Genomic DNA, 26071 nt, shown 5'->3' with positions numbered 1-26071 from the left:
GCTTTCCAGGTGTCATGGGGGGGAGGGGTGGGGTGGGCGGACACGGATCAGGTGAGCGAGCCCGTCATGGCGAGCGAGTGCAGGAAGCGCATGAGCGTCATCAGGACGTCGCGGCTGGAAGCCCGCCGCCGCGCGTCGCACTCGATGATCGGGATGTCCGGGGTGAGGTCGAGGGCCGTGCGCAGCTCCTCGATGGCGTAACGGGGGGCGTCCGGGAAGGAGTTGATGGCGACCACGAACGGCACGCCGCGCTCCTCCAGGCGCCCCATGACGTCGAAGCTGACCTCCAGCCGCCGGGTGTCGACCAGCACCACCGCGCCGAGCGCGCCCTCGAACAGGCCGTTCCACAGGAACCAGAAGCGCTGCTGGCCGGGCGTGCCGAAGAGGTAGAGCACCAGCTGCTCGGTGATGCTGATCCGGCCGAAGTCCATGGCCACGGTGGTGGCCGTCTTGGACGCGGAGCCGAAGTTGTCGTCGACACCGATGCCGGCCTGCGTCATGGTCTCCTCGGTGGTCAGCGGTGTGATCTCGCTGACCGAGCCGACCATGGTCGTCTTGCCGACGCCGAAGCCACCCACGATCACGATCTTGGCCGCGGCCTGTGCCGTGTGGGGCAGCTGGTCCTCGGCCCGGGGGCCCGGGATGGTGTCAGAGCCGTTGTAGTCCATTCATCACCGCTTCGAGGAGGGAACGGTCGGAGCGCGCCTTGCGGACGATCGGGGCGCGCGCCTGCACCAGTTCCGCCGTCAGCAACTCGGTGAGCAGCACGCCCATCGCGCTGAACGGCAGGTGGAGGTAGGCCGACAGCTCGGCCACGGACAGGGGGGCGGCGCAGAGTCGGAGCAGCGCCGCCTGCTCGGGAGAGGCGGACGGCGGCGGGTCCGTGGCACGCGCCACGATTAACGTCACCAGGTCGAGCTCGGCCCGTTCACCGTCGGGGCCAGCCACCACGTACATCCGCTCCGGGTTGCCGGGTTTGCCGTCGCTGCCCTGGGGCGGGGCCGGTTCCGGGACGAGGTCGCGCCTCTGGCGTTGCGGAGGCGTCATACGATCTGCCCGTTCCGCCGGGGCGGGCTGGTGAGGTGACCGCCGATCCGGACGACCAGGTCGCGCATCATCGCGCTCATCCGGCCGGGTTCGCACCGCACGTCGGAGAGCACCGCCAGGAAGGCGTTGGCGCCCGCGCCCATGAGGTAGAAGTAGCCGCGGTCGATCTCGATCATGACGAGCTTCATCTCGCCGTCGCCCACGGTGAGTTCCTGGCAGATGCTGCCCGCGAGGGACTGCAGGCCGGCGCAGGCCGCGGCGACCCGGTCGGCCGCGTCCGGCTCGCCGCCGTAGCGTGCGATGCGCAGGCCGTCGGCCGAGAGCACCACGATCATCTCGATGCCCGGTACGCCGTCGGCGAGCTGCTTGAGCATCCAGTCGAAGTTGCCTCGCTGCTGGATCACTTGAGGTCCCCCTCGTCGTCGGCCTCGGTGGGGGCCGGGTCGTTGATCAGGTGCAGGTACTTGGTCGGGTTCCGGATGAAGTCGGTCGGGTGAGTGCCGGGTTCGATGCCCTGCTTGAGTCCCTCCCAGAAGGCTTCGAGGCCCTTGCCGGGGGCGTCAGGGGACGACATGTCATGCCATGACTTGGGCTCGGGCTCCGGTGTCGCCCAGGGGTTGAACTCGCCCCGTTCGGCGGCCTCCCGGTCGGCCTTCTCGTTGGCGGCCTGCTGGGCGAGCCGCTCGGCGAGGGGCATCTTCACCTTGCTGCGGCGCTGGGGCAGGCCGTTCGCGGTCCACTCGGTGACCTCGGGGACGTCGTCGTCCTCCATGGAGACCGTGGCGGGGATCTTCGGGCTGGTGGGGCGACGCCTCTTGGGCGCGCGCTTCGGGCCCTCGGGGATGCCGACCGTCATGGGGATGCCGGTGGCGCCGATGCCGTGGGCGAGTCCGACGCCGGGCTCATGGGTGATCATCTCGCTCGGCACGATGAGGATGGCCCGGACGCCGCCGTACGCGGAGGCGCGCAGCGAGACCTGCATGTTGTACGCCGTGCAGAGGCGGCCCACGACGGCCAGTCCCAGGCGCGGGTGCTCGCCGATGTCCTGGAGGTCGACGCCCGCCTTGGCGGCCTCCAGCATGCCCTCGATCCGGGCGCGGGCCTCCTCGTTGAGGTTGACACCGCCGTCCTCGATCTCGATGCAGACGCCGGTCTGCACCTCGGTGGCGGTGACGTGCACCTTGGTCTGCGGGGGCGAGTAGCGCGTGGCGTTGTCGAGCAGCTCGGCGGCGGCGTGGATGACCGGCTCGACGTAGATGCCCTTGACGCTGATCTTGGCGATGGAGGACAGCTGGATGCGCCGGTACTCCAGGATGCGGGACATGGCGCCGCGCAGGGTGCTGTACAGGGACACCGGCTCGGGCCACTGCCGCCCGGGGCGGCCGCCGCCGAGGACGGAGACGGAGTCGGCCAGGCGACCGATCAGGGCGTTGCCGTGGTCGATGCGCAGCAGGTCGTCGAAGACCTCGGGGTTGCGGCCGTGGTCCTCCTCCATCTCCCGGAGTTCCTCGGCCTGCTGGTGGATGATCGCCTGGACACGGCGGGCGACACTGACGAAGGAACGTGCGGCGGCGTCACGCATGGTCACTTCGCGGTCGACGATCTTGAGCACCGTCAGCAGCGTCTCCGCCTGCGGGGCGGACAGGTCGCGGAACGCGGGGTGGGCGAGACGGAGCTTGCGAATCACCTCCCTGGGGGATTCTCCGGTCCGCAGCAGATCGAGCGCGGCGGGCACGACCTCCCGGGAGAAGTGGACCAGTTCGTTCTCGTGGGCGGCGATCCGCTGTTCCAACTGCGCGGTGTGCCGGGCGTGCTCCACACGCTGGTTGCGCAGCGCACGGCCGCGGCGCGCCGCCTCGGCCGCCGTCGCGAGCACCAGCGCGGTGGCAATGCCGCCGCACCAGCCGACGGCGCCCCGGGCCGGCTCCGCCACCAGGGCGACGGCGGCTCCGGTCGCCGCGGCCATGACTATGGCGGGCAGCAACAGCACGCGCGCGTAGGGGAGTTCACGGCGACCGGGAGGGGATTGAACACTCACCATGTGGGCCTTCTGACAGGAGTCGACTGAGGTTCGGGGGGACTTGCAGGGGGGTATGTCATGAAGCTGTCGGGATCTTCCACACATTGGGGAACAAGCGCACGAATTCATCTCAAGCCGGTGCGCTGCGGGCGAGCTTAGTCCGACCGGATCATCGCCGTGTCATATTCAGCAACTGCCGGAAACCGGACGCGAAGGGATAGTACGCTCGGTCATTTGCACGCTGCGACATCGTTCGAATGCGCAACGTGACGACGTACAGGCATACGAAAGCCCACTCACCGTGACGGGTGAACGGGCTTCCGTACAACGCCCTCAAGGGGCGCGGGGCTGTGTCATTGTGCGGCTCCGCCGCGTGGGCGCGAACAACCACACGCGACGGTCACCCACGCATCAAACGATCACCCCACCGACGAGTAGGCGACCACTCCCCGCAGCAACAGATCCACGGCCTTGCGCGCGTTCTTCACCACGGAAGACCCCTGCGGAGCCGCCGCCGCGACCTGCCCCAGCACGTCGATGACCTGCTTGCACCACCGCACGAAGTCCCCCGCCGGCATCTCCGCCTCGCGCAGCACCTCGTCGAGCCCCTTCCCGGAGGCCCACTCGTACGCGGCCCAGGCGAAGCCGAGATCGGGCTCGCGCTGCCCGACCCCCTCGGTCTGGGTGATCCGGAAATCCTCCTCCAGCGCGTCCAGCCGCCCCCAGATCCGCACCATCTCGCCCAGCGCGGCCTTGGCCTTCCCCGACGGCACCTTCGGCGCCATCGCGTCGTCCGCGGCCCGCGCCTCGAACACCAGCGCCGAGACACACGCGGCCAGTTCGGCCGGCCCCAGGCCCTCCCAGACACCCGCGCGCAGACACTCGCTGGCGAGCAGGTCCAGCTCGCCGTACAGCCGCGCGAGCCGCTTGCCGTGCTCGGTGACCTCGTCGCCGCGCAGGTAGTCCAGCTCGGTCAGCAGCGCCACGATGCGGTCGAACGTCCGGGCGATCGTGTTCGTTCGGCCCTCGATCCGCCGCTCCAGCTGCGAGGTGTCGCGCAGCAGCCGGTGGTAGCGCTCGGCCCAACGGGCGTGGTCCTCACGGTCGTTGCAACCGTGGCAGGGGTGCGCGCGGAGCGATGTCCGCAGCCGGGCGATCTCACGGTCGTCGGCCGCCTGGGAGCGCCGCTTGCGGGCCTTCTCGGCCGGGATGTGCCCGGCCTTGGTGCGCAGCGCCGACGCGAGGTCCCGACGGGACTGCGGGGAGCGGGGGTTGAAGGACTTCGGGATCCGCATCCGCTCCAGCGGCTCGACCGGCACCGGGAAGTCCATGGACGCCAGTCGCTTCACCTGCCGCTCGGCGGTCAGCACCAGCGGACGCGGCCCGTCGTGGTGCTCGAAGCCGCGGTGGCCGTTCGAACGGCCCGCCGGCAGGCCCGGGTCCAGCACCAGCGCCAGGCCGGCGTACTTGCCGGTGGGCACATGGATGACGTCGCCCGGCTTCAGCTTCTCCAGCGCGACGGCGGCCTCGGCGCGCCGCTGTGCCACGCCCTGCCGGGCGATCTCGTTCTCCCGGTCCTTCAGTTCGCGGCGCAGCCGCGCGTACTCCTCGAAGTCGCCGAGGTGGCAGGTCATGGAGGCCTTGTAGCCCTCGAGCCCCTCCTCGTTGCGCTGCACCTGCCGGGAGATGCCGACGACCGACTTGTCCGCCTGGAACTGCGCGAAGGACGTCTCCAGCAGCTCGCGCGAGCGGTGCCGCCCGAACTGCTCGACCAGGTTGACCGCCATGTTGTACGACGGCTTGAAGCTGGACCGCAACGGGTACGTGCGCGTGCCGGCCAGGCCGGCGAGGTGCTCGGGGCTGGAGCCGCGCTGCCACAGCACCACGGCGTGGCCCTCGACATCGATGCCGCGTCGCCCCGCACGCCCCGTCAACTGCGTGTACTCGCCCGGCGTGATGTCCGCGTGCTGCTCGCCGTTCCACTTGACGAGCTTCTCCAGCACCACCGAGCGGGCGGGCATGTTGATGCCGAGGGCGAGGGTCTCGGTCGCGAACACGGCCTTGACCAGGCCGCGCACGAACAGTTCCTCGACGACCTCCTTGAAGGTCGGCAGCATGCCCGCGTGGTGGGCGGCGATGCCGCGCTCCAGGCCCTCGATCCACTCGTAGTAGCCGAGGACGTGCAGGTCCTCGGTCGGGATGGAAGCGGTGCGCTCCTCGACCAGGGTGCGGACCCGGCCGCGCGCCTCCTCGTCGTTGAGCCGCAGTCCGGCGTGCAGGCACTGCTGGACGGCGGCCTCGCAGGCGGCGCGGCTGAAGATGAACGTGATGGCGGGCAGCAGCCCCTCGGCGTCGAGCCGCTCGATGACCTCGGGTCGGCTCGGCGTCCAGATCCGGGACCGCTGCCGGCGCTCACGCTCACGGTCGGCCTCGCGCATGGACCGGCCGCGCCGCCGGTCCTGGTAGGACGGCCGGCTCGCCTCCATGCGCGCCATGCGCGTGAGGTCGGGGTTGACGGCCTTCTTGTGGCCCTCGCCCTCCTCGAACAGGTCGTACATCCGCCGCCCGGCCAGCACGTGCTGGAACAGCGGAACGGGCCGGTGCTCGGAGACGATCACCTCGGTGTCCCCGCGGACGGTGTCGAGCCAGTCGCCGAACTCCTCGGCGTTCGACACGGTCGCCGACAGCGACACGAGCGTGACCGACTCGGGAAGGTGAATGATCACTTCTTCCCATACGGCACCCCGGAACCGGTCGGAGAGGTAGTGCACCTCGTCCATGACCACGTATCCGAGGCCCAGGAGGGTCTGGGAACCGGCGTACAGCATGTTCCGCAGCACTTCGGTGGTCATCACGACCACCGGCGCTTCGGAGTTGACGCTGTTGTCGCCGGTGAGCAGGCCCACCTTGTCCGCGCCGTAGCGGCGGCACAGGTCGGCGTACTTCTGGTTCGACAGCGCCTTGATGGGTGTCGTGTAGAAGCACTTCTTGCCCTGCTGGAGGGCGAGGTGGACGGCGAACTCGCCGACGATCGTCTTGCCGGAGCCGGTGGGCGCCGCGACGAGCACGCCCTTCCCCGCCTCGAGCGCCTGGCAGGCCTCGATCTGGAAGGGGTCGAGACCGAAGTCGTACATCTCGCGGAAGCCCGCGAGCGCGGTGGCCTGCTCGGCTGCCCGCAGGCGGGCTGCCGCGTACCGCTCGGCCGGTGAGAGGTCCTCTGTCATCGTGCTTTCGAGCGTACCGGGCCGCACTGACAACAGGACGATCATTATCCGGATCCGTGCCTGTGAAACCCGGAATCGGCGCAGCTCAGGGGCCGACGACGCGCACGCCCCCGCGCACGCAGCGCGCGCTCAGCGGCAGCGGTCCGAGCGGCTCCCCGTCGGCGTAGCCGGTGATGCCCTCGGCGGCGATCTCGACCCGGGCCGCCCGCAGCACGGTCACCTTCGGATGGCCGACGTGCGTCCCCCGGTACACCCTCGGGAACACCCGCAGCAGCGTGGCGCGGCTGCAGTCCCCGACCACCGTGACGTCGAACAGCCCGTCGGTCAGGTCGGCGCCGGGGCAGATCCGCATGCCTCCGCCGTAGGAGGAGCCGTTGCCAACGGCCACGAGGGTCGCCTCGACCTCCAGCACCTCGTCGTCGTCGAGCCGGATCCGGTACGGGACGGGACGGAACCCGGCCAGTTCGCCGATCATCGCCAGGTCGTACTTCAGGCGGCCGGTGGGCCATCTCATGCGGTTGCCGCGGTCGTTGACGCGGGAGTCGAAGCCGGAGGCGAGGACCGTGCCGAACCAGCGGTCGCCGACCCGCCCGAGGTCGATGTCGCGGAGCCGCCCGCACTTGAGGGCGTCGGCGATCATGCGGCCCGCGGCGGCCGGCTCCCGCACCGGCAGGCCTAGGGCGCGGGCGAAGTCGTTGCCCGTGCCGACGGCGACCAGGCCGAGCGGGGTGCGGGTGCCCGCTACCGCCCGCAGCGCCAGGGCCGCCATCCCGTCGCCCCCGACGGCGATCAGCGCACCCGTGCCGGCCTCCACGGCCGCACGCGCGCGTGCCAGGGCGTCCGCCGGGTCCTCCCCGAGGACCGTCCGCACCGAGAAGCCGGCCGCCCGCAACGCGGAAGCGGCCGGCTGCGCCGCGCGGGCACCCCGGCCGCGGCCCGCGGTGGGATTGACGAAGAGGGTGATCTCGCTGGTCACGCGACCGACCCTATGAGCTGCCTGCCGATCTTCAGGTCACGTCGTCATAACCGTTGACCCGGTCCGAGCGGTCCGAGCTCGCCTGCTCGGGCAGCGCGGCCCGGCTGGTGGTCACGGGCTCGATCTCGCCGATGTCGTCGGGGGTGAGATCCAGCTCGGAGGCCTCGTCGTCGGCGGGGCCGAGGGCCTCGCGTCGGGCCTTACGACGATCGTTGACCAGGGAGAAGGCGACGGCTGCGAAGTACAGGATCCAGATCGGCGCCGCGAGCGCCAGCATGGTCAGCGGGTCCGTGCTGGGGGTGGCGACGGCCGCGAACACCGTGATGCCCATGATCATGCCGCGCCACCAGCCGAGCATGCGCTTGCCGGTCAGTACCCCGGTGAGGTTGAGCATGACCAGCAGCAGCGGCAGCTCGAAGGAGAGGCCGAAGACGAGCACCATCCGCATGACCAGGTCGAGCAGATCGTCCAGCGGAAGGAGGTTGGACGTGCCGCCCGGGGTGAACTCGAGGAGCACCTTGGCCGTGGTGGGAAGCACCGTGTACGCGAAGTAGGCGCCGACGATGAACAGCGGGGCGCCCGTGGCGACGAAGGCGTAGGCGTACTTCTTCTCGTGCCGGTGCAGGCCCGGCGCGACGAAGGCCCACAGCTGGTAGAGCCAGATCGGGGAGGCCAGGACGACGCCGGCCATCAGGGAGACCTTCAGCGCCAGCGTGAAGGGGGTGAGCAGGCCGTTGATGGTGATCTGCGCACAGGGCTTCGCGCCGGGCTGCGACTGGGCCAGCTCCGCGAAGGTCTTGTCACAGCCGACCGAGTCGAGGATCGGCTTGGTGATCAAGTTGATGATGTCGTTGTAGAAGAAGGCGGCGAAGACCGTGACGACGACGATCGCCAGCATCGCCTTGGCGAGCCGGTTGCGGAGCTCGCGAAGGTGCTCCGCGAGGGGCATGCGCCCCTCGGGATCCCTCTCCTGCTTGCGGGCAGACTTCAGCAACCCACGTTCCCATCTCGTGCGGCGGGCCGGAGGTCACCGGCCCTGCGTCAGCGCTTGGTCGTGTCCGTGGGCTCGCTGACCGGGCGCGAGCTGGTCACGTCACCGGGCGCTGCCTGGATGGTGCGCTGCGAGGAGTCGTCGGTGTTGGGCGGTCCCGCCGGAGTCGTGGAGGACTTGCTCTCGTCCTTCATCGCCTTGGCCTCGCTCTTGAGGATGCGGGCGGACTTGCCGAGCGACCGAGCCATGTCCGGAAGCTTCTTCGCGCCGAACAGCAGGATGATGACGACGAGGATGAGAATGATCTCGGGGGCTCCGAGCCTTCCGAACATAAGTCTTTACCTTCTCACCGAGGCGGCTGTGGTGGGGTGCTGTCCGACCGGTCGGACACCTGTCCGAACGATCGTGTTGGCAGCGATCGTAACGCTCGGGGGTGAACGTGAGGCAATCCCTCTGCATCCCCTGTGCGTACGCCCGTCCGCGACCAGTGCCTCGTTAACCGGGCCGCGACCAGCAGCGTACCTGTACGAACCGCCCAGGTGACAGGGCGAAGTGTCCCAAAAGCAACTCATGGCCGACGCCCGGCCGGCTCACAGAGCGTCCACGGATCGGGCCGCGGTCTCCGCCGCCCGCTCCAGATCCTCGGCGGCCCGGTTGATACGGCGCGCCGAGTCCGTGACCTGCCTGCCCAGCCGCTGCGCCTCCACGAAGACCCGCACGGCGAACACCCCGAGCACGACGAGACCCACGAAACCCACAGCAACCGCGAACATCGGCCAGAACATGACGCCGAGCCTAGACCTTCCTGAACGGGCGAACGCCCCGACCCTCTAGACGGTGGAGTGCAGCCGCAGGGTCCGCACACCGCCGCCGGTGAGCAGCTCCACGATCCGCTCCCCCGCCGGCTTGCGGACCGACGCCCCGCACTGCGGGCAGGTGAACGAGTAGAAGGTGGTGCGGCTCGTGGCGCCGATGGCCAGGCGCAGGGCGCCCGCGGCGAGCTCGAAGGACCCACGGCAGTCGGGGCAGCCCGCCCTGAAGACGACCGGAGCCACGTTTCTCATCCCGGCGAACGCGGACTCCACCGTCATACCCCCGGCACCACCGGACGTCGCCGACTCGTTCAAGCCCTCGCTCCTCTTTCTGGGGTCGTTCGCCTCCGGGCCGCCACGCCCGGTGTCGCGCTCCGGCCGTGCCCGGCCGCGGACCCCGACGGGCTTCGGCGGCTCACTCGGGTCCGTCGCCCGGCCCGTCCGGAACCGCGCCCACCGCGCGCGGCCCCCGCGCGTCCGCCTCCACGACGCGAGTCGTCCGCGTCGCCTCGATCCCGTCGTACGCCGCCAGCGCCTCGCGGGCCGCCAGCCGGGCGCTGTCGGCGAGCTCCGGCGGCGAGACGATCCGGCCGTCCCGCCCGAGCCGCAGGGCCAGGCGCCGCAGCGACGCCGGATCGGGGGTCCGCAGAGTGATACGCAGCCCGCCGTCCGGCAGCTCATCCGCACTGTCGTGCGGGTAGTACTCCGCGACCCAGCGGCCGCCTGGGCCGACCTCGACCACGACCTCCGGGTCCTCGGCCGCGGGCTGCACCAGCGCTTCCGAGAGGTCCCGCAGCTCGATCTCCGGCGGCGCGGACGGCTCGTCCAGGATCTTGATCTCGGCGACCCGGTCGAGCCGGAAGGTGCGGCGCGCCTCGGAACGGCGGCACCAGGCCTCGACATAGGTGTGCCCGACGCTGACCAGACGGATGGGGTCGATCTCCCGCTCGGTGACCTCGTCGCGCGCGGGCGAGTAGTAGCGGATCCACAGCCTGCGGCGCTCGGCGATCGCCCGGTCGACGTCCGCGAACACACCACCCTCGGACTCGAAGGTCACCGACAGGCGCGAACTGGCGCCCGCCGCCTCGCCGGCCGCGGTCTCCACCTTGGCCGTCGCCCGCAGCAGCGCCTGCCGGTCGCTCTCGCGCAGTCCGGGCAGCGTGGACACGGCCCGGGCGGCGACGAGCAGCGCGGTGGCCTCGTCCGCGGCGAGCCGGAGCGGCTCGGCCGCTTCCGCCGCGAGGGCGGCAGGGTTGTGCCACCAGATGCGCTCGCCGTCGGTGTCGATGTCGAGCAGGTCTCCGCCACGGAAGCTCGTCCCGCACATGGGCAGCACGTCGAGGTCGGAGACCAGCTCGTCCTCGCTGATACCGAAGGCGCGCGCGACGTCCTCGACCCGGGCTCCGGGGCGCTCCTTCAGATACGTCACCAGCGAGAGCATCCGCCGGGTCTGGTCGATGGCGTTCACGGGCCTGACCGGTTTGCCTGCCACTGTCTTTCCGCTCCCCCTCAGCCCTTGGCCACGGCCCGCAGCCGGTCCACCACGTCGGCCCGCAGCTCGGCGGGCTCCAGAACGACCACGTCCGGCCCGAACTCCACCAGCCAGGCGTCCAGCCCGTGGCCGTACGGAATCTCCAACTCGTCCCAGCCGTCGCCGAGTTCCCGGACGGAGGTGGCCTTCGCCCGAAGGGGGTAACCCGCACCCGCACGCAGCCGGATCCGCGCCGAGCGGTCGGCGACCTCCCCGGCCCAGCTCGCCACGGTCTCCCGGACGGTGACGACGTCCGGCACAGGAGCGGTGTACCGGCCCCCGCGCGAGCGGACCTTGCCGGTGATCCGCGACAGCCGGAACACCCGCTCCGCGCCCCGGTCGCGGTCCCAGCCCGCCAGGTACCAGTGGCCCCGCCAGCACTCCAGCGCCCACGGCTCCACGTGCCGCTGCTCGGGATGGGCCGCGGTGGCCTTGCGGTAGTCGAAGGCGACCGGCCTGCGGTCCCGGCAGGCCAGCATCAGCGGCTCGAAGGCCGCCTCGTGCACGGGGATGCGCGGCTCCAGCGCGCCGTGCGACCCGTACGGATCGACGTCCTCGGGGAGTCCGGCCGCGCGCAGCTTCTGCAGGGCCCCGCTGGCCGCTCCGGCGAGCCGGGCCTGCTGCCACACCTTGGCGGCGAGCCCGAGGGCGGCGGCCTCCTCCGCGTCCAGGGTGATGGCCGGCAGGCGGTTGCTGTCGCGGCGGGCCAGGTAGCCGACCTCGCCGTCGAGGTTCTCGACGGTCTCGATGACCAGCCCGAGCTCGCGCAGGTCGTCCTTGTCGCGCTCGAACATGCGGTTGAAGGAATCATCGGAGCCGGTCGCGCCGTTGCCCGGCCCGAAGGCCTCGACGTAGGCCTCGATGGAGTCGCGTAGCTCACGCTTGCTGAGCGGCCGGCGTGTCCCGAGCAGACACAGCGCCAGGTTCATCAGCCGCTCGGCCTTGGCAATGGCCATCGACGCGCTTCGCCTCCCTATGGTGCTTACGAGCGATGACCGTACCGCCACACGGTGGCACGGCAAAAGCCGAGGGCCCATGCCCGAGCAGGCATGGGCCCCACATGATCGAGTCTGTCGGAGCCTGCTCAGACCCCGAGCAGGTCGACCACGAAGATCAGCGTCTCGCCGGGCTTGATCAGAGGGGTCGGGCTCTGGTTGCCGTAGGCGAGGTGCGCGGGGATGGTCAGCTGGCGGCGGCCGCCGACCTTCATGCCCTGCACGCCCTGGTCCCAGCCCTTGATGACCCGGCCGCCGCCCAGCGGGAAGCGGAACGGGGCGCCGCGGTTCCAGCTGGCGTCGAACTCCTCGCCCGTGCTGAAGGAGACACCCACGTAGTGCACGGTGACGGTCTGGCCGGCCTGCGCGACCGGGCCGTCGCCCTCCCAGATGTCCTTGATCTCGAGGTCCGCCGGGGGCTCGCCGCCCGGGAAGTCGATCTCGGGCTTTTCGATGCTCACTTCATCTCTCCTTGTTGCGTGACCTGCGTCGGGGACAGTCTCACAGACCGGCCGGGTCAGACCGTGCCGAGGATGTCCACCGTGAAGACCAGTGTGTTCTTGGCCAGCTCGCTCTGGGGGCTCGCGCCGTAGCCCAGCGAGGGCGGGATCACCAGCAGCACCCGGTCGCCCACGTGCTTGCCGACGAGGCCCTTGTCCCAGCCTGCCACCACGGAGCCGTTGCCGATCTGGAAGGCGGTGGCGCCGCCGTGGTCCCAGGAGGAGTCGAACTTCTTGCCGTCCTCCCACTTGACCCCGGTGTACTGGGCGATGAGTCCCTGGCCGGCCTCGACCTTCTTGCCGTCGCCCTTGATCAGCACCTGCTCCTTGAGCTCCTTGGGAGCCTTCTCGCCCTTGGGCACGGTGATGACCGCGGCCTTCTGCGACGGGGACTTCACCTCGGGCATGCCCGGCTCGGAGGGCGCCTGCTCGCCCTCGGCCTCGGCCTTGACGTCCACGCTCGCGGCCCCGACCGGGTCGACCACCCAGATCAGCACGTCCTTGGCGGCGATCCCGGAGGACGTGTTCAGGCTCTGGCCGATCAGATCACCCGCGGTGCCCTGCACCAGGATGCGGCTGCCGGGCTTCTTGCCCTTCACCGCGTCCAGGACCTTCTCGGGCAGCTGCTGGCTCGGCTTGCCGATCTGCTCGATGGACTGCCGCCGGGGCGCCTTGTCACCCGCCGCCCCCGCGGCCCAGGTACCGCCGAGCTCCTGGTCCCCGCCCCACTTCTCGACGGTCCAGTCCAGCCGGACGAAGTCCGAGCCCTTGATCGGCGTTCCGCTGCCCGCCGAGACCGTCTTGACCACGGTCTCGTCGGACGGCTTGCCCTCCTTGGGTACGGAGATCTCGGGCTTCGCCCCGACCTTCCCCTTGATCTCGGCGACGCCTCCGGCCGCGTCGCCGTTGTTCCCGTCGTCCGATCCGCACGCGGCGGTGAACAACAGGGCGGGAACGGCCAGCAGCGCGGCCACGAGTCGTTTCGTGTTGTAGTTCATCAGTCCAACTGGGATCGGGAGTGGGGGGCAATGGCCGCCACTCTACGGCGTACACGCTCCGCACTCGCCTCACCCCGCGACACGGCCTCACCCGGGACGCCCCCGGAACGCCGGAGCCGGGCCGGAAAGGGCCGGTGCCCGAAGGTGTGAAAACCTCCGGGCACCGGCATTCGGAAGGCCGGCTCAGGCTCACATTCCGGCGATCAGCTTCTCCACCCGCTCGTCCACGGAACGGAACGGGTCCTTGCACAGCACGGTCCGCTGAGCCTGGTCGTTCAGCTTGAGGTGGACCCAGTCGACCGTGAAGTCACGGCGCTGTTCCTGGGCCCGCCGGATGAAGTCGCCGCGCAGCCGGGCCCGAGTGGTCTGCGGCGGAACGGACTTGCCCTCGAAGATCTTCAAGTCGTTGCAGATGCGGGCCGCCTGGCCCTTCTTCTCGAGCAGGTAGTACAGACCACGACGCCGGTGGATGTCGTGGTAGGCGAGGTCTATCTGCGCGACCCGCGGGTGCGACATGGTCATGTTGTGCTTGGCGCGGTACCGCTCGATGAGCTTGTACTTCATGACCCAGTCGATCTCGGTGCCGATACGGTCGAGGTCCTCGGCCTCGATCGCGTCCAGGGTGCGGCCCCACAGCTCCAGGACCTGCTCGACGGTGCCGGTGCGGATGCCCCGGCGCTCGCAGAAGTCCAGGGCCTTCTCGTAGTACTCGCGCTGCACCTCCAGGGCGGAAGCCTCGCGTCCGCTGGCCAGACGTACCTTGCGACGGCCGGTGATGTCGTGGCTGACCTCGCGGATCGCCCGGATCGGGTTCTCCAGGGTGAGGTCCCGCATCACCGTGCCCGCCTCGATCATGCGCAGCACCAGGTCGGTGGCACCGACCTTGAGCAGCATGGTCGTCTCGGACATGTTGGAGTCGCCCACGATGACGTGCAGGCGGCGGTAGCGCTCGGCGTCCGCGTGCGGCTCGTCACGCGTGTTGATGATGGGCCGGGAGCGGGTCGTCGCCGAGGAGACACCCTCCCAGATGTGTTCGGCCCGCTGGCTGACGCAGTACACCGCACCGCGCGGCGTCTGCAGCACCTTGCCGGCACCGCACAGCAGTTGCCGGGTGACCAGGAACGGAATGAGGATGTCCGCGAGTCGGGAGAACTCTCCGTGCCGGGCGACCAGATAGTTCTCGTGGCACCCGTAGGAGTTGCCCGCAGAGTCGGTGTTGTTCTTGAAGAGGTAGACGTCGCCCGCGATTCCCTCCTCGTGCAGGCGTCGTTCGGCGTCCACCAGGAGTCCCTCGAGAATGCGCTCGCCTGCTTTGTCGTGGGTGACCAGTTCGGTCACGTTGTCGCATTCCGGTGTCGCGTATTCCGGATGCGATCCCACGTCGAGATAGAGGCGGGCGCCGTTTCGCAGAAAGACATTGCTGCTGCGGCCCCATGACACGACACGGCGGAAGAGGTACCGCGCCACCTCGTCAGGAGACAGGCGGCGCTGTCCCCTGAACGTGCACGTGACGCCGTACTCGTTCTCCAGCCCGAAAATGCGGCGGTCCATGAGGGAACATTACGCCCGATCCCCTGAACTGAAACGGGGTTCGACGGCACGGTTTGGATCATTTTCCGAACCGGCCGCAACAACCGCTCCCTGGCCGGGAGCTGCGACTACCCGTCCTGTGGCGGTCAAAACCAGCAGAGACACGCCACCGGCGACAGCCGGCACGGCGAAGCCCCACAGGGCCCCGCCCGCCTCGACGACGGGCCCGGCGACGCCCGTTCCGACCGAGTGGCCCACGGTGAACGTCGTCACCAGCCAGGAGAACGCCTCGGTGACCGTGCCCCGCGGCGCGTGCCGGTCGACCAGGACGAACGCGCAGGCGATGGCGGGCGCGAGGAAGACCCCGGCGAGCGCGGTGAGCGCCACCATGGGCACGGCGTCCGGCATGAGCATCAGCGGGAGGTAACACACCACCAGAAGGGCCACCAGCACCCGCAGTCGCCGCGCGGGCTCACCGGCCCACTGCCGGGCCCCGTAGAGGGTGCCACCGACCAGCGCACCGAATCCCAGGGCCGCCATCAGCCAGCCGTACACGGCGTCACCGCCGTGGGCGTCCGCGTAGGGCACCGAGGCGACCGTGATGGATCCGAGCGCCATCCCGATGAACAGGAACGCCGCCAGCAGCGCGAGCAATCCCGCCGAGCGCAGCGCACCGAGCCAGTGCGCCTCCCGCGGCGCGGACCGCCAGGCACGCGAGGGCGGCGACACGACGACGGACAGCGCCCCCAGCACACCGATCACGTTCAGCACGAGCAGCGCGGCCTGGGCCGACCACAGGGACGTGCACAGCGTCACGAGCAGCGGCCCGACGGTGAACATCACCTCCTGGGCCACGGCGTCCATGGCGTACGCCGTGTGCACCTGGTCCTCCCGGCGCAGCACGGAGGGCCACAGCGCCCGCAGTCCGCCTTCCAGCGGCGGCGTGAAGAGCCCGGCTCCGGCGACGGCCGCGTAGGCGAGCGGCAGTGACCCGATGCCCCAGAAGGCGAACAGGGCCATCGCGAGCGCGGAGAGGACGGCCGCCGGCAGCTGCACACGCGGCTGGCCGCGCAGATCCACGATCCTGCCCAGCACGGGCTGCCCGACGGCGTTGGCGACGCCGTAGACGGCCGCCAGCGCCCCCGCAAGGGTGTACGTGCCGCCCTCCGCCCGGACGAACAGCACGATCGCGATGGCGGCCGTGGCATTGGGCAGCCGGCCCACCAGCGTGCCGACGAGCAGCCGGGCGGCGTGCCGCGCCCGAAGGATCTCCAGGTACCCCGTGGCCATGTCCCCGCCGTCCCGCCTTGGGTTGTACGTATAACGTCGGTTTCCATACGTACCATGTCCGCTGTTCACGAGTCCAGACGAAGGAGCAGGCCGACGGTGGCACGAGGCAGCACCCGCCCCACGAGCCGGGACGTCGCCCAGGCCGCCGGCGTCTCTCAGGCAGCCGTGTCCCTGGTCCTCGGCGACAAATGGCGCGGCCGCGTCTCGGAGGCGACCGCCGAGCGCGTCCGCGAGGCCGCCCGCGACCTGGGCTACCGCCCCAACCTGGCCGCCCGCAACCTGCGCCTGGGCCGCACCCGCACCGTCCTCCTGGTCGTCCCCGCCCTCACCACGGAGTTCTTCGCCGGCGTTTACACCGGCGCCGCCCGCGTCGCGGCCGAACACGGCTTCGGCGTGGTCCTCTACCCCTCCCCCGAGGGCATCGGCCCCGCCCGCGACCCCTTCGCCTCCGCGCAGGCCGCCCTGGACGGCGTCATCGCCTCCTCCATGGCCGCGGACGCACTCACCGCCATCCGCGGCGAGGCACTCCCCCTGGTGATGCTGGACAGCGACCCGGCCGGGAGCCTCGGCGCGGCGACGGTGAACCTGGACATCGCCGACGGCATTCGCCAGGCCACGGAACACCTGCTGTCCCTGGGCCACCGCCGCTTCCTCCATCTGGCAGCGGACGTCCCCTCCTGGACCTTCGAGGTACGCGCCCGGGAACTGGCGGCGAGACTGGCGAAGGTACCGGGCACGTCCGTCCGCACGGCCCGCTCCCCGATCTCCATCGAGGGAGCGGTGGCTGCCGCCGAAGCGGCGCTCGCGGCTCCCGGCGCTCGCCCCACCGCCGTGATCTGCGACGACGACCAGCTCGCGGCCGGCACGTACAAGGCAGCCCGACGTCTGGGCCTGCGCATCCCGGACGACCTGTCGGTCACAGGCGTCGACGACCTAGCCCTCGCGACGGCCATGGACCCGGAACTGACGACAGTCCAGCTGAACGCCGAGCTCTTCGGCGAGCACGGCATGCGGGCCCTCCTGGCCGTCCTGGAGGACCGCGCCCCCGAGAGCGGGGACATCCCGGTACAGCTGATGGTACGAAGCTCCACGGCCCCACCTCGTTGACTGTGGGGGCCATTGCCGCGGGGGCCGGGTGGGTCCGCAGCCCGGCGTCGAGTGGTGCCGCTGCGTCGGTGCTGAGGCCAGGTGGGTCCGCAGCCCGGCGGAACGGGGTGCCGCTCTCCTTGGGACGGGTGCCGCCCCCAGCGGCACGCATGCCCGCAGCGAGGGCGGCCCGCACCCGCCGTCGTACGCAAGGGGCCGTGTCGGGGGTGTCCGCCCGCAGCGGTTGGCGCGTCAACGGACGGTTAGTCGGTATCCGACCCCATCGCGCCGTTCCGAGGACGGACACCCCCCGACGCGGCCCCGACCCACACCCCACGCGAAGGCGAAGCACCCGCACCCCCACCGGCGCCAGACACAGCGGACGCGCCCCGGCCACGAACCACCGGCCGGAGCGCGTCACACCACGTCAGAACTACTCGGCGTCCTCCGACGCCTCCTCCTCATCACCGCCGGCGGCACCCGCACCGAGCAGACGCGACAACTGCCGCCCACTGATCCGCTTGAACTTGCGCTTCTGCGGCCGGGTCCGGTCCAGCACCGCCACCTCGAGCCGCTCCGCGGGGATCTCCCGCTCACTGCCGTTGGTGTCACGGGACAGCGCCTGCACCGCCAGCTTCAGCGCCTCCGCCAACGTCATGCCCTCCCGGTGACGCTGGTCCAGATAGCTGCTGATCTGCTCCGCGTTGCCGCCCACCGCGACCGAGCCGTGCTCGTCCACGATGGAACCGTCGTGCGGCAGCCGGTAGATCTGATCACCCTCGGGCGTCTCCCCGACCTCGGCGACGACCAGCTCCACCTCGTACGGCTTCTCGGCCGCGCTGGAGAAGATCGTGCCCAGCGTCTGCGCGTACACGTTCGCCAGACCCCGGGCCGTCACATCGTCACGGTCGTAGGTGTAACCCCGCAGGTCGGCGTAGCGCACACCGCCGATCCGCAGGTTCTCGTACTCGTTGTACTTGCCGGCGGCCGCGAAGCCGATCCGGTCGTAGATCTCGCTGAACTTGTGCAGCGCACGGGACGGGTTCTCGCCGACGAACACGATGCCGTCGGCAAACTGCAGCACGACCAGGCTGCGACCACGGGCGATGCCCTTCCGGGCGTACTCCGCCCGGTCGGCCATGGCCTGCTGGGGTGAGACATAGAACGGCGTCGACACCGGTTATCCGTCCCTCTCTGGAAGATTCCGTCGGTTCACTGGACCACCCTCACGAAGACGATCGCCGCTACAGCAGCGCGGCCCGCGGCCCGTCGGGCTGCTCCAGCCGCCGCTCGAGAATCGAGCGCGCGATCTCGGACGCCTCGTTCTCGGTGAGCCGACGGAAGCCGTCGTCGGTGATCACGGTGACGATGGGATAGATCCGGCGGGCGACATCGGGACCACCGGTCGCCGAGTCGTCGTCTGCCGCGTCGTAGAGCGCCTGGATCACCAGTGTGGTGGCCTCGGCCTCGCTGAGGTCGTCCCGGAAGAGCTTCTTCATCGCACCGCGAGCGAAGATCGACCCGGAGCCGGTGGCCGCGTAGTTGTGCTCCTCGGAGCGGCCGCCGGTGACGTCGTAGGAGAAGATCCGGCCCTTGCCGCGGTCCACGTCGTACCCGGCGAACAGCGGCACCACGGCCAGGCCCTGCATGGCCATGCCGAGGTTGGAGCGGATCATCGTCGACAGCCGGTTCGCCTTGCCCTCGAGGGACAGCTGCGCGCCCTCGACCTTCTCGAAGTGCTCCAGCTCCAGCTGGAACAGCTTCACCATCTCCACGGCCAGGCCCGCCGTGCCGGCGATGCCCACCGCCGAGTACTCGTCGGCCGGGAAGACCTTCTCGATGTCCCGCTGCGCGATGACGTTGCCCATGGTGGCCCGCCGGTCACCGGCGAGGACCACACCACCGGGGAACGTCACGGCCACGATCGTGGTCCCGTGCGGCGCCTCGATCACGCCCTGGGTGGGGGGCAGTTGCCGGTTGCCGGGCAGGATCTCCGGCTGGTGCTCGGACAGGAAGTCCATGAAGGAGGAGGACCCTGGCGTCAGGAAGGCAGCTGGTAGACGCCCGGTGCTACGAGTGTTGGCTTCCACGCGATTCCTTCCACATAAGCGGCAGCCCGCCTTATGGCATCGGGCCGATCCTTGAACTGCCCCAGTGCGGCGTTGCAGCTGAAGCACAGTACGCCTCGGACCCTACCCGTCTTGTGGCAGTGATCCACATGCTCGGGCACGGCTGACAGACAAATACAGCACACGCCTCCTTGAGAGGCGATCAGACCGTCGCGTTCGGCTTCCGTGATGCCGTATTGGCGCTTCAGATGCCCCTTCCGACCCTGCACCGCCCGGCATGCCTTGCAGCGCGTTGACAGCCCGTCGGAGGCCGTCGCGTTGCGGTGCCACTCGCTGTGAGGCTTGATCTCGCCACACGTCCGACAGAGCTTGTATCCAGCCGGAACGTCGACCCGCTCCCGGACCGGTTTCCCCACGGCCTCCCGGCGACGCCGGTAGTGCGCGGCGCTGTACTTCGCCACGCACTCCCGACAGTGCACCTGGAGGCCGTCACGCCGATTCTTGTCACGGGCAAATGCAGAAGGAGGCAGATACCGCTGACACTTCCTGCACTGTTTCGCGTTCGGCTCGCTGGCCGCTTCCATCCCCCGCCACCTTCAGATCAAAGGCTAGAGAGCACCATTCGCCTTCACTGTCCGCCTTTTTGCACGAAGCTTCGAACGAAATCCTCTGCGTTTTCCTCGAGTACATCATCGATTTCGTCGAGGACCGAGTCCACGTCGTCGCTCAGCTTCTCCTGACGCTCCTTGAGGTCCTCGGAAGCCTGCGTCTCCGCCGCCTGCTCCTCGACCTCCTCGGTGGACCGGGTGGCCTTCTGCTGTCCGCCGCCGGTGTCCTTGGTCGCCATATCCCTCACCCCGCTCGGTTCGCCCGACACAGTTGCTCGGTCAAGATCAGACCCTACTCGCCGGGTCTGACAATGGCCCCGCAGTTGCTCCAACGTACGGGGGCCACCTCGATGATTCCCGGACCAGGGCTTTTCCACCCTGTCCGGCCGGTTCCCGACGAGTACCCGCTCAACGCGTTCACCCGCCCGACAGGACCCTGACCAGGTCTTCCGCGGTGCGGCAGCGGTCCAGGAGCTCCTTGACGTGATTACGCGTTCCGCGAAGCGGTTCCAGGGTTGGGACCCGCTGCAGCGAATCCCGGCCCGGCAGATCGAAGATCACCGAGTCCCAGGAGGCCGCCGCGACGTCGTCCGCGTACTGCTCAAGGCAGCGGCCGCGGAAGTACGCCCTGGTGTCCTCCGGCGGCACCGTACGGGCCTGCTCCACGTCCGCGTCGGTCAGCAGCCGCTTCATGCGCCCGCGGGCCACCAGACGGTTGTACAGGCCCTTCTCGGGCCGTACGTCCGCGTACTGGAGGTCGACCAGGTGCAGTCGCGCCGCGTCCCAGTCGAGGTTGTCCCGGCGCCGGTAGCCCTCCATCAGCTCCCGCTTGGCGACCCAGTCCAGCTCCCCGGCCAGGCTCATCGGGTCGTGCTCCAGACGGGTGAGGGTGTCCTCCCAGCGGGACAGGACGTCCTTGGTCTGGTCGTCGGCGTCGGCCCCGAACCGCTCCTCCACGTACTTGCGCGCCAGCTCGTAGTACTCCATCTGCAACTGGACCGCCGTGAGCGTACGGCCGCTGCGGAGCGTGACCAGGCGCTTCAGGGACGGGTCGTGCGAGACCTGGTGGAGCGTGCGGACGGGCTGGTCGACGGCCAGGTCGACGGCGATGAAACCGTCCTCGATCATCGACAGCACCAGCGAGGTCGTGCCCAGCTTGAGATAGGTCGAGATCTCCGACAGGTTCGCGTCGCCGATGATCACGTGCAGGCGCCGGTACTTCTCGGCGTCCGCGTGCGGCTCGTCGCGAGTGTTGATGATCGGGCGCTTGAGCGTCGTCTCGAGGCCGACCTCGACCTCGAAGTAGTCGGCCCGCTGGCTGAGCTGGAAGCCATGTTCGTGCCCGTCCTGGCCGATGCCGACGCGGCCGGCTCCGGTGAAGACCTGGCGGGAGACGAAGAACGGCGTCAGATGGCGCACGATGTCCGAGAAGGGGGTCTCCCGCTTCATCAGGTAATTCTCGTGCGTGCCGTAGGACGCGCCCTTGTTGTCGGTGTTGTTCTTGTAGAGGTGGATCGGCTGGGCACCGGGCAGCTGTGCGGCCCGCTCCGCGGCCTCCGCCATGATCCGCTCGCCGGCCTTGTCCCAGAGGACGGCGTCCCGGGGATTGGTCACCTCGGGGGAGCTGTACTCGGGGTGTGCGTGGTCGACGTAGAGCCGTGCACCGTTGGTGAGGATCACGTTGGCCAGGCCGATGTCCTCATCGGTGAGCTGGCTGGAGTCGGCGGACTCGCGGGCGAGGTCGAAGCCTCGCGCGTCCCGCAGCGGGTTCTCCTCCTCGAAGTCCCAGCGGGCCCGGCGGGCCCGGTGCATCGCCGCCGCGTAGGCGTTCACGATCTGGGACGAGGTGAGCATGGCATTGGCGTTGGGGTGGCCGGGGACGGAGATCCCGTACTCCGTCTCGATGCCCATTACTCGCCGTACGGTCATGCGGCCCTCCTTGCCCGGCGGCACCCTCGGTCGTGGGCGCCACTCAGATACCGCTGGCGCTCGGTTGCGTGTGCGGTGCCCGTCCCCGCACTGCGCGACTTGGCGGTACGCAAGAGCCTAGAACGCCTTTGCGCTGGTGGGGAGATCATTTGCGTCATTGCGTTGCTCCAGGCGTGGCCTGAAAAACAGTCGGCTGCGGGTACCCGCCGAGGGCACCCGCAGCCGCCCTGTCTTTTACAGGTACTGACCGGTGTTCGCCACCGTGTCGATGGAGCGTCCGGTGTCCGCACCCTGCTTTCCGGTGATGAGCGTACGGATGTACACGATCCGTTCGCCCTTCTTTCCGGAGATACGGGCCCAGTCGTCCGGGTTGGTGGTGTTCGGCAGGTCCTCGTTCTCCTTGAACTCGTCCACGCAGGCCTGGAGGAGGTGGGAGACGCGGAGGCCCTTCTGGTTCTTCTCGAGGAAGTCCTTGATCGCCATCTTCTTGGCGCGGCCGACGATGTTCTCGATCATGGCGCCGGAGTTGAAGTCCTTGAAGTAGAGGACTTCCTTGTCACCGTTTGCGTAGGTGACCTCCAGGAAGCGGTTCTCCTCGGACTCGGTGTACATGTGTTCGACAGCTGTCTGGATCATGCTCTGGACCGTGGTGGCCTTGGAGCCGCTGTGCTCGGCGAGGTCGTCGCCGTGCAGCGGGAGGCGCTCCGTGAGGTACTTGCCGAAGATGTCCTTGGCCGCCTCGGCGTCCGGACGCTCGATCTTGATCTTCACGTCGAGCCGGCCGGGCCGCAGGATGGCGGGGTCGATCATGTCCTCACGGTTGGAGGCGCCGATCACGACCACGTTCTGCAGGCCCTCCACACCGTCGATCTCGGCGAGCAGCTGCGGGACGATGGTGTTCTCCACGTCCGAGCTGACTCCGGAGCCACGGGTGCGGAAGAGGGATTCCATCTCGTCGAAGAAGACGATGACGGGGGTTCCCTCGCTGGCCTTCTCACGGGCCCGCTGGAAGACGAGGCGGATCTGCCGCTCCGTCTCACCGACGTACTTGTTCAGGAGCTCGGGGCCCTTGATGTTGAGGAAGAAGCTCTTGCCGGCGGCCTGGCCGGTCACCTCGGCGACCTTCTTGGCCAGCGAGTTGGCCACGGCCTTGGCGATGAGCGTCTTGCCGCATCCGGGGGGCCCGTACAGCAGGACGCCCTTCGGCGGCCGCAGTTCGTGCTCCTTGAACAGGTCGGGGTAGAGGTAGGGGAGCTCGACGGCGTCCCGGATGGCCTCGATCTGGCCGCCGAGACCACCGATCTGCTCGTAGCCGATGTCGGGGACCTCTTCGAGGACGAGTTCCTCGACCTCGCTCTTCGGGACGATCTCGTAGACGTAGCCCGAGCGGGGTTCGAGCAGCAGGGCGTCACCGGGCCGGATGTTCACGTCCAGCAGCGGCTCGGCGAGCCGTACCACTCGCTCCTCGTCGGTGTGACCGAGCACGAGGGCCCGCTCGCCGTCCTCGAGGATCTCCTTGAGGGTGACGATGTCACCGACGCGCTCGTATTCCATGGCCTCGACCACGTTGAGCGCTTCGTTGAGCATTACTTCCTGGCCGCGCCGGAGCTCTTCGAGCTCGACGCTGGGGCTGACGTTCACCCTGAGTTTGCGGCCGCCGGTGAAGATGTCGGCGGTGCCGTCCTCGTTCGCCGTCAGGAAGACTCCGAAGCCGGCCGGCGGCTGCGCGAGCCGGTCGACTTCTTCCTTGAGGGCGACGATCTGGTCACGGGCCTCGCGGAGCGTGTTGGCGAGTCGCTCGTTCTGCGCGGACACGCCGGCCAGATTGGTCTGCAGCTCGACGATCCGCTCTTCGAGAATCCTCGTGTGTCGCGGAGAGTCGGCGAGCTTACGTCGCAGGACGGCGATCTCCTGCTCAAGGTAGGCAATCTGCCCGGCCGGGTCGTCGGACCCGCGTCCCGGGCGGATGCCGCGGTTCATGTCGTCGTCGTGGGCTGCCACGGTCCTCACCTCCTCCAAGGGGAGCTGGACGCTTCCAGACCCTACCTGGGCGGGTGTCGATTGAAACCCCTAGATCACAAAGACGGTCGGGGTGTGTCCGATCTTCACCCTTGCGCTCTCCCTCACGCCAGGGGGATACCCAGCGAACATGATTGGAACCCAGCCGGAGGTAGGGTCGAACTGTTCAACACCCGCCGGAGCTGGCCGGATTCCCGATACGGCTCGGCGGAGAAACGGCAGGAGAGATGAGCGTGCAGCAGATGGCCGGGGTCGACGGCGGGGAGCTGGAGGTCTGGATCGACCAGGACCTGTGTACCGGCGACGGCATCTGTGCCCAGTACGCGCCGGAGGTGTTCGAGCTGGACATCGACGGTCTGGCCTATGTGAAGAGCGCCGACGACGAGTTGCTTCAGGACAAGGGTGCGACAACGCCCGTTCCGCTGCCGCTCCTCACGGATGTGATCGACTCCGCGAAGGAGTGTCCGGGCGACTGCATCCATGTGCGACGTGTTTCGGACAAGGCCGAGGTCTACGGACCGGACGCGGAGTGACCACTTCTCCACGTTCCGTTACGACTGTCTGATATCTCACACGCGCTGTCGCACACGCCTCACACGCTGCGAGCTTCGGACGGCGTCGAGCGGACGAAAGAGCCGCCGCGCCAACGCCATTTCACGTCGCTCTTCTCGTCGGGGCAGCAACGCGGCACGTCGGCCGACGAGTAGCCGAGGAGCGTGGCCGTGACGGCCCCGTCCCGAACGGCGAAGTCGGTGACGGTGGTGCTGTCCTTGGGGTCGACCAGGGTGGCCACGACGCGCGGCTTGCCGCCGTCGGCGTCGCGCGTGAGGACGTACACGCCGTCCGGCGGCGTCCCCATCGGGGAGTCGCAGTGGACCACGGCCACCGTCTCGGGCCGGCCGTCGCCGTCAAGGTCTCCGGAAGCCCGCTTCTTCACCACGGCCTTCACCGGGCCGCATTCGATCGGGAACGTCACCGCGGCCGGGTCGGGCGCAGTCATGGGCGCCGGAGCGCTCTTGGTCTCGGGGGCGGCAGGCTGGGCCGCCGTCGCCGCGCCGGGCTGCAGGACCGAGGAGAAGGCCACGACACCGGCGACGGCTGTCGCGGTGGCCAGCCAGTGGATGGGACGGGTGTGGGTGTGGGCGAGCTCCGGGACGGCGGAAGACTGCACTAGGAGGGTCTCCTGAGGCTGTGCCGGTGGGGTGGCCAGCATGGTGCCACACGTCACACCGCGAGGGAACGGCGGGGTGTGCACGTTCTGCGCCGGGGAAGTCTGAAGGGTTGCGGTTCCTGCCGCTGTGTCAGCGGTCCGGTGCGGGCCCGGATCCTGCTCCCCGCGCCGTGGGCCGTCGCTGCCGGGGTGGCGGGTCAAGGGCGTCGGGCGCGGGTTCACCCGGGGCGGCAACCGGGGCGGCAACGAAAAGGCGCCGTGGTGGAGTTCCCGTACGGATGCGGGAACTCCACCACGGCGCCGGTGCGTTGGGCGCGGTGGCGGGTCGCCTCAGCGGGCGGCGCCGCCGTCGGCGTTGGGACCTGCGTAGTCCTCGCCGTAGGCGCCCTTGGCGGGGCGGCGGCGGCGCATGGGCGGCTCGACGCCGTCGGCGAGGCGGCGGGCGGTGAGCAGGAAGCCGGTGTGGCCGATCATCCGGTGGTCGGGGCGGACGGCCAGGCCCTCGATGTGCCAGTTGCGGATCATCGACTCCCAGGCGCTCGGCTCGTTGAAGCAGCCGATCTCCCGGATGGACTCGACGGTCCGGGCGAGCTGGGTGGTGGTCGCCACGTAGCAGCACAGGATGCCGCCGGGGACGAGCGCCTTGGAGACGGCCTCCAGGCACTCCCAGGGGGCCAGCATGTCGAGGATGACGCGGTCGACGTCGGCGTCGGACAGGTTGTCCTGGAGGTCGCCGACGGTGAGCTGCCAGGCGGGGTGCGGGCCGCCGAAGTAGCGCTCGACGTTGGCCTGGGCGATCTCGGCGAAGTCGGCGCGGCGCTCGTAGCTGTGCAGCATGCCCTGGTCGCCGATGGCCCGCAGCAGGAAGCTGCTGAGCGAGCCGGAGCCGACGCCCGCTTCGACGACGCGTGCGCCGGGGAAGATGTCGGCGAAGGCCAGGATCTGCCCCGCGTCCTTGGGGTAGACCACGGCGGCGCCGCGGGGCATGGACAGGACGTAGTCGGGGAGCAGGGGGCGCAGCGCGAGGTAGGCGACGTTCCCCGTGGTGCGGACAACGCTGCCCTCGGGAGCGCCGATCAGCTCGTCGTGGGGGAAGGAACCCTTGTGGGTGTGGAAGTTCTTCCCGGCCTCGAGCGTGAACGTGTAGTGGCGGCCCTTGGGGTCGGTCAGCTGAACCTGGTCCCCGACCTTGAAGGGCCCGCGCCTGCGGGCGGCACCGGTCGGTTCGGACATGTGACCAGCCTACCGGCCCCGGAGAGGGCCACCGACCACCAG

The 26071-nt window shown here is 69.6% G+C and carries 26 protein-coding genes; 2 read left to right on the top strand and 24 right to left on the bottom strand.

Features of this window, described 5'->3' with window-relative positions:
* Positions 1–47: 47 nt before the first annotated feature.
* The 16 genes from BJ965_RS31265 to BJ965_RS31190 form a co-directional block, all read right to left on the bottom strand.
* Positions 48–668 carry a GTP-binding protein gene (locus BJ965_RS31265; RefSeq protein ID WP_030848671.1) on the bottom strand — a complete coding sequence of 207 codons (621 nt, stop codon included), beginning with the start codon at positions 666–668 and terminating at the stop codon, positions 48–50.
* A complete protein-coding gene (locus tag BJ965_RS31260; RefSeq protein ID WP_184913333.1) occupies positions 649–1047 on the bottom strand; it encodes a DUF742 domain-containing protein in 399 nt (132 codons plus the stop codon). The genes BJ965_RS31265 and BJ965_RS31260 overlap by 20 nt, the downstream gene beginning before the upstream one ends.
* Positions 1044–1451, bottom strand: coding sequence for a roadblock/LC7 domain-containing protein (locus BJ965_RS31255; protein WP_030848665.1), 408 nt, complete (start codon positions 1449–1451; stop codon positions 1044–1046). Before BJ965_RS31255 ends, BJ965_RS31260 begins: the two co-directional genes overlap by 4 nt.
* A complete protein-coding gene (locus tag BJ965_RS31250) occupies positions 1448–3088 on the bottom strand; it encodes a sensor histidine kinase (RefSeq protein WP_184913331.1) in 1641 nt (546 codons plus the stop codon). The genes BJ965_RS31255 and BJ965_RS31250 overlap by 4 nt, the downstream gene beginning before the upstream one ends.
* A 398-nt stretch (positions 3089–3486) precedes the next feature.
* Complete coding sequence (locus tag BJ965_RS31245) at positions 3487–6336, bottom strand: DEAD/DEAH box helicase (RefSeq protein WP_184913329.1); 2850 nt, start codon at positions 6334–6336, stop codon at positions 3487–3489.
* 40 nt (positions 6337–6376) lie between these two features.
* A complete protein-coding gene (locus tag BJ965_RS31240) occupies positions 6377–7267 on the bottom strand; it encodes a diacylglycerol kinase (protein WP_184913327.1) in 891 nt (296 codons plus the stop codon).
* Positions 7268–7298: 31 nt separating this feature from the next.
* Positions 7299–8261, bottom strand: coding sequence for a twin-arginine translocase subunit TatC (tatC, locus tag BJ965_RS31235; protein ID WP_030848652.1), 963 nt, complete (start codon positions 8259–8261; stop codon positions 7299–7301).
* Between the two features lie 47 nt (positions 8262–8308).
* Positions 8309–8590, bottom strand: a complete 282-nt coding sequence (gene tatA / locus BJ965_RS31230; protein WP_184913325.1) for a Sec-independent protein translocase subunit TatA — start codon at positions 8588–8590, stop codon at positions 8309–8311.
* Positions 8591–8848: 258 nt separating this feature from the next.
* On the bottom strand, positions 8849–9043 hold the full coding sequence (locus BJ965_RS31225) for a hypothetical protein (protein ID WP_184913323.1): 195 nt from the start codon (positions 9041–9043) through the stop codon (positions 8849–8851).
* Between the two features lie 45 nt (positions 9044–9088).
* Positions 9089–9349 carry a hypothetical protein gene (locus BJ965_RS31220; RefSeq protein ID WP_376777986.1) on the bottom strand — a complete coding sequence of 87 codons (261 nt, stop codon included), beginning with the start codon at positions 9347–9349 and terminating at the stop codon, positions 9089–9091.
* Positions 9350–9485: 136 nt separating this feature from the next.
* Entirely contained in the window at positions 9486–10562 is a 1077-nt protein-coding gene (locus BJ965_RS31215) for a helix-turn-helix transcriptional regulator (RefSeq protein ID WP_313667318.1), read from the bottom strand.
* Positions 10563–10579: 17 nt separating this feature from the next.
* Positions 10580–11557 (bottom strand): helix-turn-helix transcriptional regulator, encoded by a 978-nt coding sequence (locus BJ965_RS31210; protein WP_184913316.1) that lies wholly within the window; start codon positions 11555–11557, stop codon positions 10580–10582.
* Between the two features lie 128 nt (positions 11558–11685).
* On the bottom strand, positions 11686–12057 hold the full coding sequence (locus tag BJ965_RS31205) for an FKBP-type peptidyl-prolyl cis-trans isomerase (protein WP_184913314.1): 372 nt from the start codon (positions 12055–12057) through the stop codon (positions 11686–11688).
* A 56-nt stretch (positions 12058–12113) separates the two neighbouring features.
* On the bottom strand, positions 12114–13094 hold the full coding sequence (locus BJ965_RS31200) for an FKBP-type peptidyl-prolyl cis-trans isomerase (RefSeq protein ID WP_184913312.1): 981 nt from the start codon (positions 13092–13094) through the stop codon (positions 12114–12116).
* A 189-nt stretch (positions 13095–13283) separates the two neighbouring features.
* Positions 13284–14645 carry a Pup--protein ligase gene (gene pafA / locus BJ965_RS31195; protein ID WP_184913310.1) on the bottom strand — a complete coding sequence of 454 codons (1362 nt, stop codon included), beginning with the start codon at positions 14643–14645 and terminating at the stop codon, positions 13284–13286.
* Between the two features lie 9 nt (positions 14646–14654).
* A complete protein-coding gene (locus tag BJ965_RS31190; protein WP_184913308.1) occupies positions 14655–15914 on the bottom strand; it encodes an MFS transporter in 1260 nt (419 codons plus the stop codon).
* Positions 15915–15968: 54 nt separating this feature from the next.
* Here BJ965_RS31190 and BJ965_RS31185 point away from each other — a divergent pair, with 54 nt between their 5' ends.
* Positions 15969–17021 carry a LacI family DNA-binding transcriptional regulator gene (locus BJ965_RS31185; protein WP_184913306.1) on the top strand — a complete coding sequence of 351 codons (1053 nt, stop codon included), beginning with the start codon at positions 15969–15971 and terminating at the stop codon, positions 17019–17021.
* Between the two features lie 412 nt (positions 17022–17433).
* Here BJ965_RS31185 and prcA read toward each other — a convergent pair whose 3' ends face one another.
* The 6 genes from prcA to arc form a co-directional block, all read right to left on the bottom strand.
* Positions 17434–18177 (bottom strand): proteasome subunit alpha, encoded by a 744-nt coding sequence (gene prcA / locus BJ965_RS31180; RefSeq protein WP_184913304.1) that lies wholly within the window; start codon positions 18175–18177, stop codon positions 17434–17436.
* A gap of 67 nt (positions 18178–18244) precedes the next feature.
* Positions 18245–19090, bottom strand: a complete 846-nt coding sequence (gene prcB / locus BJ965_RS31175) for a proteasome subunit beta (protein WP_184913302.1) — start codon at positions 19088–19090, stop codon at positions 18245–18247.
* A complete protein-coding gene (locus BJ965_RS31170; protein WP_184913299.1) occupies positions 19042–19653 on the bottom strand; it encodes an endonuclease VII domain-containing protein in 612 nt (203 codons plus the stop codon). Before BJ965_RS31170 ends, prcB begins: the two co-directional genes overlap by 49 nt.
* Positions 19654–19697: 44 nt before the next feature.
* Entirely contained in the window at positions 19698–19916 is a 219-nt protein-coding gene (locus BJ965_RS31165; RefSeq protein ID WP_019757212.1) for a ubiquitin-like protein Pup, read from the bottom strand.
* Between the two features lie 178 nt (positions 19917–20094).
* Positions 20095–21606: a depupylase/deamidase Dop gene (dop, locus tag BJ965_RS31160; protein WP_376777952.1), complete on the bottom strand. Its 1512-nt coding sequence runs from the start codon at positions 21604–21606 to the stop codon at positions 20095–20097.
* Positions 21607–21840: 234 nt separating this feature from the next.
* Positions 21841–23607, bottom strand: a complete 1767-nt coding sequence (arc, locus tag BJ965_RS31155; protein ID WP_104778650.1) for a proteasome ATPase — start codon at positions 23605–23607, stop codon at positions 21841–21843.
* Positions 23608–23852: 245 nt separating this feature from the next.
* On the opposite strand from arc, the gene BJ965_RS31150 reads away from it, so the two are divergent.
* A complete protein-coding gene (locus tag BJ965_RS31150; RefSeq protein ID WP_184913297.1) occupies positions 23853–24158 on the top strand; it encodes a ferredoxin in 306 nt (101 codons plus the stop codon).
* Positions 24159–24217: 59 nt separating this feature from the next.
* Here the strand turns inward: BJ965_RS31150 and BJ965_RS31145 are convergent, their stop codons facing one another.
* Positions 24218–24796: a hypothetical protein gene (locus BJ965_RS31145; protein ID WP_184913295.1), complete on the bottom strand. Its 579-nt coding sequence runs from the start codon at positions 24794–24796 to the stop codon at positions 24218–24220.
* A gap of 330 nt (positions 24797–25126) precedes the next feature.
* Complete coding sequence (locus BJ965_RS31140; RefSeq protein WP_142164913.1) at positions 25127–26029, bottom strand: tRNA (adenine-N1)-methyltransferase; 903 nt, start codon at positions 26027–26029, stop codon at positions 25127–25129.
* Positions 26030–26071: the final 42 nt, after the last annotated feature.

Source organism: Streptomyces luteogriseus (genome assembly GCF_014205055.1).
Lineage (GTDB): Bacteria > Actinomycetota > Actinomycetes > Streptomycetales > Streptomycetaceae > Streptomyces > Streptomyces luteogriseus.
This window is presented reverse-complemented; position numbering and strand designations above follow the sequence as displayed.

Coding starts and splice junctions, on each gene's coding strand:
- BJ965_RS31260 (WP_184913333.1), bottom strand. CDS start 1,047: ATGACGCCTCCGCAACGCCAGAGGCGCGACCTCGTCCCGGAACCGGCC.
- BJ965_RS31140 (WP_142164913.1), bottom strand. CDS start 26,029: ATGTCCGAACCGACCGGTGCCGCCCGCAGGCGCGGGCCCTTCAAGGTC.
- BJ965_RS31245 (WP_184913329.1), bottom strand. CDS start 6,336: ATGATCGTCCTGTTGTCAGTGCGGCCCGGTACGCTCGAAAGCACGATG.
- BJ965_RS31185 (WP_184913306.1), top strand. CDS start 15,969: ATGTCCGCTGTTCACGAGTCCAGACGAAGGAGCAGGCCGACGGTGGCA.
- BJ965_RS31220 (WP_376777986.1), bottom strand. CDS start 9,349: ATGACGGTGGAGTCCGCGTTCGCCGGGATGAGAAACGTGGCTCCGGTC.
- pafA (WP_184913310.1), bottom strand. CDS start 14,645: ATGGACCGCCGCATTTTCGGGCTGGAGAACGAGTACGGCGTCACGTGC.
- BJ965_RS31165 (WP_019757212.1), bottom strand. CDS start 19,916: ATGGCGACCAAGGACACCGGCGGCGGACAGCAGAAGGCCACCCGGTCC.
- BJ965_RS31200 (WP_184913312.1), bottom strand. CDS start 13,094: ATGAACTACAACACGAAACGACTCGTGGCCGCGCTGCTGGCCGTTCCC.
- BJ965_RS31150 (WP_184913297.1), top strand. CDS start 23,853: ATGAGCGTGCAGCAGATGGCCGGGGTCGACGGCGGGGAGCTGGAGGTC.
- BJ965_RS31210 (WP_184913316.1), bottom strand. CDS start 11,557: ATGGCCATTGCCAAGGCCGAGCGGCTGATGAACCTGGCGCTGTGTCTG.
- BJ965_RS31190 (WP_184913308.1), bottom strand. CDS start 15,914: ATGGCCACGGGGTACCTGGAGATCCTTCGGGCGCGGCACGCCGCCCGG.
- tatA (WP_184913325.1), bottom strand. CDS start 8,590: ATGTTCGGAAGGCTCGGAGCCCCCGAGATCATTCTCATCCTCGTCGTC.
- BJ965_RS31250 (WP_184913331.1), bottom strand. CDS start 3,088: ATGGTGAGTGTTCAATCCCCTCCCGGTCGCCGTGAACTCCCCTACGCG.
- BJ965_RS31225 (WP_184913323.1), bottom strand. CDS start 9,043: ATGTTCTGGCCGATGTTCGCGGTTGCTGTGGGTTTCGTGGGTCTCGTC.
- BJ965_RS31170 (WP_184913299.1), bottom strand. CDS start 19,653: ATGGAAGCGGCCAGCGAGCCGAACGCGAAACAGTGCAGGAAGTGTCAG.
- BJ965_RS31265 (WP_030848671.1), bottom strand. CDS start 668: ATGGACTACAACGGCTCTGACACCATCCCGGGCCCCCGGGCCGAGGAC.
- dop (WP_376777952.1), bottom strand. CDS start 21,606: ATGACCGTACGGCGAGTAATGGGCATCGAGACGGAGTACGGGATCTCC.